Origin of the sequence: Salmonella sp. SJTUF14076 (genome assembly GCF_015534835.1) — a bacterium.
Classification (GTDB): Bacteria; Pseudomonadota; Gammaproteobacteria; order Enterobacterales; family Enterobacteriaceae; genus Salmonella; species Salmonella enterica.
This window is the reverse complement of record NZ_CP064674.1, coordinates 4,062,401-4,075,009: the sequence shown is the minus strand read 5'-3', so window position 1 is coordinate 4,075,009 and position 12,609 is coordinate 4,062,401. Positions and strand designations below refer to the sequence as shown.

At 48.2% G+C, this 12,609-nt stretch carries 9 protein-coding genes and 1 tRNA gene; 3 read left to right on the top strand and 7 right to left on the bottom strand.

Features of this window, described 5'->3' with window-relative positions; genetic code table 11:
* Positions 1 to 55 precede the first annotated feature (55 nt).
* From idnR to idnD, 4 genes are all read right to left on the bottom strand, one after another.
* Positions 56 to 1,054 carry a DNA-binding transcriptional regulator IdnR gene (gene idnR, locus HU143_RS19650; protein WP_001244064.1) on the bottom strand — a complete coding sequence of 333 codons (999 nt, stop codon included), beginning with the start codon at positions 1,052 to 1,054 and terminating at the stop codon, positions 56 to 58.
* Between the two features lie 63 nt (positions 1,055 to 1,117).
* On the bottom strand, positions 1,118 to 2,437 hold the full coding sequence (gene idnT / locus HU143_RS19645; RefSeq protein ID WP_001128356.1) for a gnt-II system L-idonate transporter: 1,320 nt from the start codon (positions 2,435 to 2,437) through the stop codon (positions 1,118 to 1,120).
* Positions 2,438 to 2,498: 61 nt separating this feature from the next.
* The gene (gene idnO / locus HU143_RS19640; RefSeq protein WP_000998688.1) at positions 2,499 to 3,263 is read right to left on the bottom strand and encodes a gluconate 5-dehydrogenase; all 765 of its coding nucleotides are present in this window, start codon (positions 3,261 to 3,263) and stop codon (positions 2,499 to 2,501) included.
* Between the two features lie 24 nt (positions 3,264 to 3,287).
* On the bottom strand, positions 3,288 to 4,319 hold the full coding sequence (idnD, locus tag HU143_RS19635; protein ID WP_000453354.1) for an L-idonate 5-dehydrogenase: 1,032 nt from the start codon (positions 4,317 to 4,319) through the stop codon (positions 3,288 to 3,290).
* Positions 4,320 to 4,535: 216 nt separating this feature from the next.
* Between idnD and idnK the strand changes: the two genes are divergently transcribed.
* On the top strand, positions 4,536 to 5,066 hold the full coding sequence (gene idnK, locus HU143_RS19630) for a gluconokinase (RefSeq protein ID WP_000896759.1): 531 nt from the start codon (positions 4,536 to 4,538) through the stop codon (positions 5,064 to 5,066).
* Positions 5,067 to 5,093: 27 nt separating this feature from the next.
* Here idnK and ahr read toward each other — a convergent pair whose 3' ends face one another.
* Positions 5,094 to 6,113 (bottom strand): NADPH-dependent aldehyde reductase Ahr, encoded by a 1,020-nt coding sequence (ahr, locus tag HU143_RS19625; protein WP_000152558.1) that lies wholly within the window; start codon positions 6,111 to 6,113, stop codon positions 5,094 to 5,096.
* Positions 6,114 to 6,335: 222 nt separating this feature from the next.
* Here ahr and HU143_RS19620 point away from each other — a divergent pair.
* Positions 6,336 to 6,420 (top strand) — tRNA-Leu (locus HU143_RS19620).
* A 186-nt stretch (positions 6,421 to 6,606) separates the two neighbouring features.
* Positions 6,607 to 7,872, top strand: coding sequence for a tyrosine-type recombinase/integrase (locus HU143_RS19615; protein WP_023226990.1), 1,266 nt, complete (start codon positions 6,607 to 6,609; stop codon positions 7,870 to 7,872).
* A 252-nt stretch (positions 7,873 to 8,124) separates the two neighbouring features.
* On the opposite strand, the gene HU143_RS19610 is transcribed toward HU143_RS19615, so the two are convergent.
* Both HU143_RS19610 and HU143_RS19605 read right to left on the bottom strand, forming a co-directional pair.
* On the bottom strand, positions 8,125 to 10,986 hold the full coding sequence (locus tag HU143_RS19610; protein WP_023226991.1) for a DEAD/DEAH box helicase: 2,862 nt from the start codon (positions 10,984 to 10,986) through the stop codon (positions 8,125 to 8,127).
* Positions 10,983 to 12,602 carry a site-specific DNA-methyltransferase gene (locus tag HU143_RS19605; protein WP_024148174.1) on the bottom strand — a complete coding sequence of 540 codons (1,620 nt, stop codon included), beginning with the start codon at positions 12,600 to 12,602 and terminating at the stop codon, positions 10,983 to 10,985. Before HU143_RS19605 ends, HU143_RS19610 begins: the two co-directional genes overlap by 4 nt.
* Positions 12,603 to 12,609 lie beyond the last annotated feature (7 nt).

The window sequence follows — 12,609 nt, the reverse complement described above, 5'->3', positions numbered from 1 at the left end:
CGCGTTAAGCACAGGCAAGCTGCGGGAAAGAGCATAAGCGCAGTAGTTCAAAAAGTTATAATGTGTTGCCGTGATAAATCTGATAACCCAAATCAATCGTATTATGGTTGAGATCGTTATTTTTAATTTTGTTGAGCAACATCTGCGCGGCTCTGCGCCCGATCTCAAAACGAGGGGTAATTACGCTGGCGAGGCTCGGTATCATTTGCCTGCCCATCTCCAGACCGTGGAAGCCGGCGATGGAGATCTGCTCCGGTACGGCCAGTTGACGCTCGCGGCACCACAGTAGAGCGCCCATTGCGATATCGTCATTAGTACAAAAGACGCCATCCACGTCCGGGTGCGCAGTAAGCGCATCACGCATTAGCTGTATCCCCAGATGGATAGAAGAGATAGCGCGGGGATTGATGCGCAACGGCGCCAGCCCCCGGCGCGTCATCGCATCGCAGTAGCCATGATAACGCTGCTCATCACGGATATCGTCTTTTGAACCCAGATAGAGGATTTTACGCCGCTGGCGTTTATCCAGCATGGTGCTGACCATATCAAAGGCGGCCTGACGGTTATCAAACCCCACCTCCATATCTAAGCGATCACCCTGGATGTCCATGAGTTCTACAATCGGAAGGGTAGCTGAGCGCAGGAATTTGACGGTTCTGAGGGTATGATATTTTTCTGAAAGAATAATGCCGTCGATATTGTAAGACAGTAAATTGATAACGGACTCTTCTTCCGAATCGCGATTGTAATTGTAATTCGCAATGAGAGTTTGGTAGTTATGACCCGACGTTACGGATTCAATCCCGGCGAGAATGTCGGCAAACAACTGGTTCTGGAAAGAGGGGATCAGCACGCCCAGAGTGTAACTTTGCGCGTTTAACAGCATAGCTGGCGCGCGATTTGGTATGTAGTTAATTTCCTCCATGATCTGCGCAATACGCTCGCCGGTTTCCCTGGCGACTTTTTTCGGCGAGCGGATGTAACGGCTCACCGTCATTTTTGTCACGCCAGCAAGCGTAGCGATATCCTGCAAAGAAATTCTGTGATTCCTCATGTTTTCTCCAGTACCGGGGGCGGGAACGTCGCCCCCATGGTTAATTGGGCTGCGGATGATGAATTAATGCAGAACCGCATTCAGCGCCAGTACGCCCAGCAACCCCATGACAGAAATCAATGTTTCCATAACGGTCCAGGTGCGTAGGGTTTCCCCGACGCTAAGATTAAAATACCCTTTAAACAGCCAAAAACCGGGATCGTTAACATGTGATGCAATAACGCTTCCCGCGCCTGTCGCCAGTACCATTAACGCCGGATCGGCGTGGGTTACGTTAATAATCGGCAATACGACGCCCGCTGTGGTTATCGCAGCCACGGTCGCGGAACCTAACGCAATACGCAGCACGGCGGCTACCGTCCAGCACATTAATAACGGAGATAGCGAGGTGCCGGTCATTAATTGCGAGATATATTGACCCACGCCGCTATCCACCAGCACTTGCTTAAACGCGCCGCCGCCCGCGATGATAAAAACAATCATCGCAATAGCGCCAATGGACTCGCCGACGATATCCATCACCTGCTCAACCGTACGTCCGTTGCGTCGGCCCAGCGTAAAAATGGCGATGATAATGGCAATAAACAACGCCACTGCTGGATTACCGATAAATTCGAAGAAAACCCGCACGGCATTCGTTTTTGGCAGCGTGATTTCACATACCGCTGCGATGGCCATCAGAATGACCGGGATCACGGCGGCAAAAATACTGTTCCAGAATGACGGCATCTCTTCTTCACTGAATAGGTGAGGATTAAATAGTCCTTCAGGTGGCGCTTTTTCAAAGCGCGCCAGCAATTTTGAAAACAGAGGGCCGGCAACAATCACGGTCGGTATGGTAATGATTAACCCATACAGCAGGGTCGTACCGAGATTTGCCTCAAAAATTGTCGCAATAGCGGTAGGGCCGGGATGCGGCGGCAGGAAGCAGTGCGTAACGGATAAGGCGGCGACCATTGGAACCCCGACATACAGCAATGGCAGTCCCGATGAGGCCACAATCGTAAAAACGAGCGGCAACAGCAGTACGAATCCGACTTCAAAAAACATTGCCAGGCCGACGATAAGCCCGGTGATCACCAGCGCCCATTGCACGCGTTTTTTGCCGAACGTATTAATGAGCGTCGTCGCAATGCGCTGCGCGGCGCCGGTATCGGAAATTAATCTTCCCAGCATCGCGCCAAAACCGAGGATCATGGCGAGTCCGCCCAGAGTACCGCCAATTCCGTTTTGTATGGAGTGCAGGACGTCTTGCGCGCCCATCCCTTCGGCAAATCCCACCACGGCGGCAACCAGAACAAGGGCGATAAAGCCGTTAACTTTAAAGCCAATCATTAAGACCAACAGCAGCGCAACGCCTGCCGCAATAATTATTAATGGCATATTCGTCTCTCTTATTAGCGCCAAAATAGCAGCGCTTACGCGCTGCGTCGTATTTCCCTGGTCAGACGGCAACCAGCATACCGCCATCGACAAACAGCAGATGTCCGTTAACAAAGTCGGAGGCTTTTGACGAGAGAAACACCGCTGCGCCAATAAGCTCCTGGGGATCGCCCCAGCGTGCGGCAGGCGTACGTTTGCATAGCCAGGAGGTGAAGGCTTCATCTTCAACCAGCGCTTTGGTCATCTCCGTTTTGAAGTACCCCGGCGCAATACCGTTGACCTGGATATTATGACGCGCCAGTTCCACGCACATGCCGCGAGTCAGCATCTTCACGGCACCCTTCGACGCGGCGTATGGCGTAATCGTGTCGCGGCCCAGCTCGCTTTGCATCGAACAGATGTTGATCACTTTTCCTGCCTGCCGCGCCACCATACGGCGCGTAACGGCCTGAGAGACGAGAAAAACCGCGGTCTGATTTACGGCGATGACGTCATTCCACTCCTGCTCGGGAAACTCAGTAAACGGATGACGGCGCTGGATACCGGCGTTATTTATCAGGACGTCAATGACGCCGATATCTTTTTCGATATGTTCAACCGCAGCTTCAATATCCTGTTTATGGGTGACATTAAAGGGAGCGGCAATAGCCTTTATCCCTTCCTGCTGAAGTTTCGTCACGGCTGTTTCGGCGCGCTCCGGGGTGATATCGTTAACAATAATGCGCGCGCCATAGCGACCAAGACCGGTCGCCAGCAAATAACCAATTCCCTGAGCGGCTCCGGTGATAAGGATATTTTTACCTGCCAGTGAAAAAAGATCGTTCATGATAGTGTCCCTTATTTTACTTTCTCAGAAAACGAGCTGAACTTTTGCCGCCTGTGTTTTGTCTCCGGCAAAGATCAGCGCCGCTTCCAGGTCGGTAAATGGATATTCCGCGCTCAGTAACGGCAGCGGATTGATAACGCGGTTGGCAAGCCAGGAAACCGCAGTATTAAATTCGGTAGTAAAACGGAAAGAGCCTTTCAGGGAGATCTCTTTGCTTATTACCATCATCATCGGGAAGTTGGGAACTGCGCCGCCCATGCCAACCTGCACCATCACGCCTTTTGCCCGTGTGACTTCCAGACACGTTGAGATTGAGGAAGGATGCCCAGAGACTTCAAAACTGATATCGAAATACCCTTTTTCTGCTTTCCAGCCATCAAGAGAATCATGCTGTGGGTTCACCAGCGTATCCGCGCCCATCTGCCGGGCCAGCGAGAGAGAACGGGTACTGATATCGGCACATACCACTTCCGCCGCGCCCAGCGTTTTTACCGCGCTAACAATCAGGCAGCCGATAGGGCCAACGCCGGAGATAAAGACGCGTTTGCCCTGCAGATCGCCCGCCTCATGAGCCGCATGAATGGCAACCGCCAGCGGCTCGGCAAAGGCCATGGCTTTTTCGTCCGCCTGTTCCGGCCAGGGAATGCACTGAGCGGTATCGACAGCTTTAAATCGGGTAAAACCGCCATCGACATGCGGAAAATACATGGCGCTGCCAAAGAAACGCATTTCAGTACAGTGGTTTTCTTCATGCTGCAGACAGTATTTGCAATGACCGCAAGGCTTCGATGGATTAATTGCTACCGGTTGTCCTTCACGTAATAAATCTGAGTCGCTATGAACGATTTTGCCAATCACTTCATGACCTAAAATCATTGGCGCTTTTACTGTAAAATTGCCGACTTTGCCTTCCTGATAATAATGTAAGTCAGACCCGCAAATGCCGCCACGGGTAATTTGTACGAGTGTTCCTTTATTATTCCATTCAATATTTTGTTCCGTAACGGCAACAGCACGCTTACCCGCAACAACGCAGGATTGAGTTTTTACTTCCATAAATTCCTCACTGGTCAGGTAGTTACCCTGAACGCATTTAAGCGGTTTTATTTGTCATTATTTGTGACTTACGTCACGCTGGAAAATTGTTACACTACAATGTTACGCATAACGTGATGTGCCTTAGAGTTCTTCTCTATGGAAATTAAAAAACGTGAAATTGTCGAACGTAGAGGCGTAATATTGTGGAGTGGAATATGACTCAGAGGTATTTAAATGGCCGGGGAAAGCTATATTTTAATGGGTGTTTCAGGTAGTGGTAAGTCTTTAATAGGCAGCAAAATTGCAACATTATTTTCTGCGAAGTTTATTGACGGCGATGATCTCCATCCGGCGAAGAACATTGATAAAATGTCTCAGGGAATACCGTTAACTGATGAAGACCGCTTACCCTGGCTGGAACGATTAAATGACGCTTCATACAGTCTTTATAAAAAAAATGAGACGGGATTTATTGTCTGCTCGTCATTAAAAAAACAGTACCGCGATATTTTACGTAAGAGCAGCCCTAACGTACATTTCCTGTGGCTGGATGGCGATTACGCTACCATTCTGCAGCGAATGCAGCGTCGTGCCGGGCATTTTATGCCGCCAGACCTGCTGCAAAGTCAGTTTGACGCGCTGGAGCGACCGTGTGCCGATGAACATGATATTGCGCGTATCGATGTTAATTATGACATCGAGCACGTGACGGAGCAGTGCCGACTGGCTGTACAGGCTTTTCGTCAGGCACTCAGCGCTTCCTGATCATTGTCAAAGCGCTGAGTCAGGCGGTCAGAAGTCAGCTTTTAGCACTACACGATAGCGGGCTTTGCCGTCGCGAACGTGCTGAATAGCCTCGTTGATTTGTGACATTGCGAACAGTTCCGTGGTGGGCGCGACTTTGCTGCGACCGGCGAATTTCATCAGTTTGCGAAGTTCATATGGCGTTCCGGTTGCCGAGCCTGAGATACTGCGATCGCCGGCAATTAATGTAAACGCCGGTACGGGCAGCGGCTTCAATACGGCCCCAACGGTATGGAAGTTGCCGCCATAGGTCAGCGCTTCGAAGTAGGGCTGCCAGTCGAGATCGACGTTGACCGTGTTAATAATGAGATCGAACTGGCCCGCCAGTGCTTTTAACGCTTCCGGATCGCGGCTGTTCACCACGTTATTGGCCCCCATCGCCAGCACTTCCTGCTCTTTCGATGGATTTGAGCTGAACGCGGTGACTTCGCAGCCCATTGCGTGTAACAGCTTTATGGCGATATGCCCCAGACCGCCGATACCGATGACGCCAACGCGGCTGGTAGCAGTAATGTGATGCATCAATAGCGGTTTAAAGACCGTAATGCCGCCACATAACAGCGGGCCTGCGGACGCCATATCCATATTCTCCGGAAGAGGAATTACCCACTGCCAGCCTGCGCGAAGCTTCTCGGCAAAACCGCCACGATTGAGGATAGTGGGCACTGCGCCTTCCAGGCAGTTAATTTGATTGCCGCTGATACAGGCATCGCAGTGTCCGCAGCTGCGCGCCGTCCAGCCGATTCCAACGCGCTGGCCGACTTTTAGCCCCTTATCCTGTGCCGCGCTGCCGAGCGCGGCCACCCGACCGATGACCTCATGTCCGGCAACCAGAGGGTATTGAGAGAACCCCCATTCATTGTCGATCATTGACAGATCGGAATGGCAGATCCCGCAGTAGTCGACCCGTACCTCGACATCTTCCGGTTGGAGTTCTCCCGCGTCATATTCATAGAGTTCGAGTTCGCCGCCCGCCTCTTTGGCGGCATAGCTTTTTATTATCGTCATTGTGCTTCCCTTAATGTGGTGTTGAACTGAAAAGTGTAGAGCATGGAGGCAAGGGACGCCCGACGTTAATCTGCTGGAGAAGGCGGGAAGTAGCCTGATTATTCTATTTAATACTCAACGCTGCTGAAATTTTCAGCACTTAGCGGTACAGGTGTATGCTCGTGCTTGCATGGCGGCGTATGACAGGTATAATCCACAACGTTTTCCGCATACCTCTTCAGTGCCGAAGTGGCGAAATCGGTAGACGCAGTTGATTCAAAATCAACCGTAGAAATACGTGCCGGTTCGAGTCCGGCCTTCGGCACCAAAAGCATGTAAATGGACCTCAACTGAGGTCTTTTTTTATTTCTAAAATCCAGTATTTACCTACCTTTCCCGCTGTAGTAACTCTCTCAAGGTCAACCGACTTCAACGTACACCTACCAACAGATGTTGGTACAGATGATGGTATTTCCGGTTCGATAATGCTTGTACCAACATGGAGGGGATAAGCATGGCGTTAACAGATATCAAGGTCAGAACAGCCAAGCCAACGGATAAGCAATACAAACTGACCGATGGCAGCGGTATGCACCTTCTTGTCCATCCAAATGGTTCTAAGTACTGGCATTTGCAGTACCGTTATGACGGCAAGCAAAAGATGTTGGCACTTGGGGTTTACCCTGAAATCATACTGGCGGATGCCAGAGCGCGTCGTGACGAAGCGCGTAAGCTGCTAGCGAATGGCGTCGATCCGGGAGACAAAAAGAAAAATGATAAGGTTGAACAGAGTAAAGCACGGACCTTCAAAGAGGTGGCGATCGAGTGGCATGGCACCAATCAAAAGTGGTCTGAAGATCACGCCCATCGAGTGCTAAAAAGTCTGGAAGATAATCTCTTTGCAGCGCTTGGTGAGCGTAATATCGCTGAGTTAAAAACTCGCGATTTATTAGCGCCCATTAAAGCCGTAGAGATGTCTGGACGTCTTGAGATTGCTGCCCGTCTTCAACAGCGCACTACGGCCATCATGCGTTATGCGGTGCAAAGTGGGTTAATTGATTATAACCCGGCTCAGGAGATGGCAGGAGCGGTTGCTTCTGGCAATCGACAACATCGTCCGGCTCTGGAGCTAAAGCGTATTCCAGAACTGCTTCAGAAAATAGATGGCTATACCGGAAGACCATTAACCCGTTGGGCAACCGAACTTACCCTGCTTATCTTTATTCGTTCCAGTGAACTGCGTTTTGCTCGTTGGTCAGAGATTGATTTTGACACGTCAATGTGGACGATTCCACCAGAGAGAGAACCTATCCCTGACGTTAAGCATTCTCACCGAGGATCAAAGATGCATACACCGCATTTGGTGCCGCTTTCTAAGCAAGCACTGGCGATCCTGAAACAGATAAAGCAGTTCTGTGGCAAGCATGAACTGATTTTTATTGGCGATCACGATCCGCGTAAGCCGATGAGTGAAAACACGGTGAACAGTGCACTACGGGTGATGGGGTATGACACCAAGGTTGAGGTTTGTGGTCACGGCTTCCGCACGATGGCTTGTAGCTCATTGATTGAGTCAGGGTTATGGTCAAAGGATGCGGTAGAACGACAGATGAGCCATATGGAACGTAACTCAGTGCGGGCAGCGTATATCCATAAGGCGGAGTTTATCGACGAACGTAAACTGATGCTGCAATGGTGGGCTGATTTCCTGGATGCGAATCGGGAGAAAGGGATCACGCCATTTGACTATGCGAAGATCAACCAGGGGCATGGTGAGTGAGACGAGTGCCGTTGTTTCGTGGTTGATGTTTAAATTAAAATGACCAACCAGCCCTTATCGGGCTGGTTGGTCGTTGTATTTTTTTACCGTTGTTATCAGAATTTTATCCGGTGGATACAAAGCCGATGGACAAAAAATATGGCTGCAATAAGATCATTTTTTGTTGCAGGAAAATATACTAACTATTTGTTCTAATATGTTTTTGTTAGCTGGGTCCAGAAGGGATCGCTTTTCTGAACCCACTTTATGCTGTCAATTAATTGACAGCATAAAATCAGCCATTAGCCCAGAAATTGAACGGCTTAACTCAATTTCATCATGAGGGATAAGCGCGTATCGCCACGTTTTCCCTGTAAGCTGATCTGCATTTTGATTGGCGAACTCACACCAACGGATAGCCGCTCGTGTTTTGGCCTGTACTTCTGGAGTGTCGATTTCTGTCGCTTTTTTGGGCTCGATTAGGCAATAACCAGTATCCATTTCGACAACAAAATCAGGTTCATAGTTTTTACCATTAGCATATTCGATACGGAACTGACCGGGGCGAGGTTTCATCCAACGAATTACTGAAGGATCATTCTCCAGTATTTGCGCCAGACGAAGCTCTCCGTCTACGGAATCAAATTTCTGATAGGGATAACAGCATTTTGTGAAGCCAGTGAAAATCATTTGGCGAACTTTATTTTTTTCCCCTCCGGGAATCGCGACACGGAAGTCTCTTGGCTTTTCATTTCCGGCAAAATTGAATGTAGCTGGGTGTATCACGTCAAAACCCTGAGTCACACGCCCGGTATAGCCCGTTGGCGTTGTCCACATATTTTGTTTAATTTGCGCCCACATAAATTCTGCCAGTTGACGGCCCGCATTTTTCAGGACGGATTCTGCATCTTCCTGCGGCTGGTAACTGCACAAATGGCTCACCATCTGTCCGGCCAGTTTATAAAGCGTGTCAGCGTGTTCATCGTAGTCAATTTCATCGTGGTCGAGCAGATAACGAATGAGATAGTTTTCTAGCCGTTCTTCCGTTTCCCCACCTTCCTGCCAGCTAATTGTGCGCTGTTCGTTATTCTCCAGATGCGTCAGCAAAAGCTCTTTACTGCCGGGTTTGAGAGCAATGCGATCCAGTCCGGAGAGATTGAAATCATTAAATCCGTAATTGACGTCTCGTTCCGGCAACACCACGATCCGGGGAATATCGATGGTGTATTCCACCAGCTTTTCGGTAATAGTCCCAACCAACTCCTGAACTTTTGCGTCTTCCATGGAAGGGAAGTTCGGCTGTTCAACTTGCTCTTCAATCATTTCTGCCAGATCGAGTTGATCCGGAGATGATGAAATTTGATGTTGAGCTACTTCCCATTCACGTAAGGCTTGTTGTACCCGTCTAGTTACGTTAGCCTTCACCTCTGGCATACTCAGTTGCTGACTGCTGGTTAACCGTTTAGCTTCTTCTGACACCACTTTAAACGTGAGTTCGGCGACTTTACGTTCTGTTTCCGTAGTAAGCACTGGTTTCGATACGGAGTTCGTTTGATATATTGCTTGTGGCTCACAAGCCTGCAAGCCACTGTTATCAATAACTTGATTTCCCAATAGAAATTCAGCCATTGATGGCACGACAATTTGTTGTGGTTTTACTTCTGGAATACCGTTTTCATCATCATCCAGCCCAATATAAAGCACTTTCTTGATAATCGAATCATCATTATTGGCGCGATCGATAATCTCCTGAAAACGATCGTGAGCGATGATCGTCAGGCGATCGACGGCCTCAACGCCGCTTCTTTTGCCGTAGGGGAGGCGCAATCCTCGGCCTATGGTCTGCTCCGTAAGAATTTCAGAGGCAGAAGCACGTAATGGAACAATAGTATATAGGTTAGTAACGTCCCAGCCCTCTTTTAACTTATTAACATGAATGACTATTTCAGTGTCCTTGTCATGCTCAACGGCCAAAAGTCGCTGCATGGTTTCTTCCGATTCTTCACCCGTCTGGTTAGAATGAACGGTGATCGCTTTGCCTTTGTATGCGCCGTTAAAGAAATCGTCGCTTTCAATACGGGCTTTTAACCTGTCGGCGTGATCGGTATCCTGTGCAACGACTAACATAAAAGGTTTAACCAGCTTGTTGCCTGTATTATTGGCGTAGCTAGTTAGTTCCGTTTTCACATATTCATGGTGGTGGATACCGTCCTCCAGCTTGATTTTTTCTAGCTGTTCTTCGGAGTAATTCGCTGCCCGGAAGTCTTTGCGCGTAGCAACCGCTGGGATTTTGACATATCCGTCTTTCAAGGCTCGCGAAAGAGGATAGTGGTAAATAATATTTTTAAAATCACGCGGGGTTGCCCCTACCGTTTTCGGCGTGGCGGTTAATTCAATACCCAGCACTGGATTCAGATCGTTAAGCGCCTGCGCACCAGCACTGGCATAGTAACGGTGAGCTTCATCCATCAAAACGACTAAATCCGGCAGGTTCGCCAGATAGCTGAAATAAGACTCGCCCACGTACTCCTGAATACGCCGGATTTTAGCGACTTTAGATTTAGCGGCTCCTTTAGCATTATCCAGTGCGTTAATTTTAGAAATATTGAAAATATTAATGTGTGGAGCAGTTTCATTACCAAAAAGATCGCCCGTTTTGCTTTCGGCAACTGCATAGTCCAGACGGACGCCTCGTCCTTCCTGATAGTTATCACCAGTGATTAATACTGGTGGTGTTTGCGCCAGTTCAGGAATCCCCTGAAAAACGTATTTTGGCGATCCGGGTAAAAAATCCATCTTGAGTTTTTCATAGATGGTCAGGTTAGGAGCCAATACGAAAAAATGGCGGCTGCGTCCGGTTAGGTATAACCAGGCAATCATCGCCCCCATTAAGCGCGTTTTACCTACGCCAGTAGCCAGTGCAAAGCAGAGTGAAGGAAAGGCGCGTTCAAACCCTTTTACCGTTGGGTATTGCTGATGCAGCACCGCCAGCCAGCGATTAAGATCGGGATCTTTACTGAGATCGAGTTGTTCCAGCACGTCGCATAAGATGCGCAATGATTCATCCTGCGGATCACGCAGTGACAGCCGGGCGCTAATCCGATTGGCAATTTTTATGGCGTTATTCTGGCTCATAATGATTCTTCGTCTTCAATGTTTTCGTCGTAGTCAATATCGTCAGGCTGTTCCGAATCAGAGAGAACGTTTAGCGTAAAGCTATAGTCATCATGATCCCATTCACATTTGCTTAGAATAGCGCGCGGAATTTTTACCAGCGTCAGGTTAGGGAAGTCTGCACCTTCGGTCATAAAGGCTTTGCAGCAGATCAGTAATGTGCGTTCAGTTCCCACCTCTTCACTCAGAACTTTAAGTTGTTCATAAGCCAAAGAGCCGGTGGTGACGTAGATGTAGTCAGTTTCGGTGCTGTAACCGTGGTTCCAGTACTGAGTCTGGCTGGGTGCATAGGTAAAATTCATATGCTTACACATGGCTTCTGCCAGCATTTCGGCGTTATATTCCTTATTAATTACCCAGTTACCCCAGTTATCTTTTTTCAGTAATGAAGGTGCTAAATGGAAGTAGCGGAATCCACCACCACCTTGCCAGTTAACAGATTTAGAAATACCGCCTAGATCTTCTCCATTAATTACTTTTTTAAGGCGAGGTACAATATGGGTATTACAATGTTCGCCTAGCTCAACCATGATCCAGCGGCGATCCATTTTGTGAGCGACTGCACCAGTAGTCCCGGACCCTGCGAAAGAGTCGAGGACAAGATCCCCTTTATTAGTAGCGATTGTAAGTATGGTATGTAGTAGTCTTTCTGGTTTAGGCGTTGTGAACGGCTCATCACCATAAAGAGCTAACATTTCTTTCATCGCTTCTTGTGTGTGGCCTGCGAGAGTGTGTTTCCAAAGTGACATGGGCATCATTCCTTTGTTCACTTCTGAAAGGAAGTTTTTTAGGGCCGGTTTCGAATTTGTCCCATTTTTTCCCCACCAAATTCGATTTTCCCGCAAATTAGATTCTGTTACACCTCTAGACATAGCCCATACTCTTGTCTTGCTAGGCCATATCTCTTCTCCTGTATGAGGATTGATTATTGGGTAGTATAAGTTTGGCCGCTCATCTGCAGTATATCTACAAGTATAATTTTCAGATTTCCATGGCCCTCTAGGATCATTATCGGGATTTTTATATCTCCCAGTTTGATCTTCAGTCATAGGTAGGTAATTACGTTGAAATTGTTCACTCTTTCTGTAGCACAATAAATGATCATGAACATAACCAAATCCTTTTGTATCTGGTGGTGGAGCGTAACGTTTTTCCCAAGCAATATCACATTGAAAGTTATTTCTTCCAAATACTTCGTCGCATACAATTTTTAGATAATGCGCTTCATTGTCATCTATTGTGATCCAAATTGAACCATCTTCAGATAGTAATGTGCGCAAGATTTCCAGCCTATCTCTAATCAAACAGAGCCATACCGAATGTTCTAATCCATCTTCATAATACTTAAATGCGCTTCCTGTATTATAAGGAGGGTCGATAAATATACACTTTACCTTTCCTGCATACTTCTGCTCAAGGGCCTTCAACGCCAGTAGGTTATCACCATGAATTAGCAGATTTTCATTATCCGCATCACCATAAGACAACGTCTTATCCTCAAGCAAAATACGCGGTTCCAAACGAGGACGCTTATGCTTACCAATCCAGTTAAGTTCTAATTTTTGCTTCGTTGACATAATCTAT

What these genes read in the sequence shown, in the direction of transcription:
- idnO (WP_000998688.1), bottom strand. Translation starts at nt 3,263, where the DNA reads ATGAACGATCTTTTTTCACTGGCAGGTAAAAATATCCTTATCACCGGA.
- ahr (WP_000152558.1), bottom strand. Translation starts at nt 6,113, where the DNA reads ATGACGATAATAAAAAGCTATGCCGCCAAAGAGGCGGGCGGCGAACTC.
- idnT (WP_001128356.1), bottom strand. Translation starts at nt 2,437, where the DNA reads ATGCCATTAATAATTATTGCGGCAGGCGTTGCGCTGCTGTTGGTCTTA.
- idnR (WP_001244064.1), bottom strand. Translation starts at nt 1,054, where the DNA reads ATGAGGAATCACAGAATTTCTTTGCAGGATATCGCTACGCTTGCTGGC.
- HU143_RS19610 (WP_023226991.1), bottom strand. Translation starts at nt 10,986, where the DNA reads ATGAGCCAGAATAACGCCATAAAAATTGCCAATCGGATTAGCGCCCGG.
- HU143_RS19615 (WP_023226990.1), top strand. Translation starts at nt 6,607, where the DNA reads ATGGCGTTAACAGATATCAAGGTCAGAACAGCCAAGCCAACGGATAAG.
- idnD (WP_000453354.1), bottom strand. Translation starts at nt 4,319, where the DNA reads ATGGAAGTAAAAACTCAATCCTGCGTTGTTGCGGGTAAGCGTGCTGTT.
- HU143_RS19605 (WP_024148174.1), bottom strand. Translation starts at nt 12,602, where the DNA reads ATGTCAACGAAGCAAAAATTAGAACTTAACTGGATTGGTAAGCATAAG.
- idnK (WP_000896759.1), top strand. Translation starts at nt 4,536, where the DNA reads ATGGCCGGGGAAAGCTATATTTTAATGGGTGTTTCAGGTAGTGGTAAG.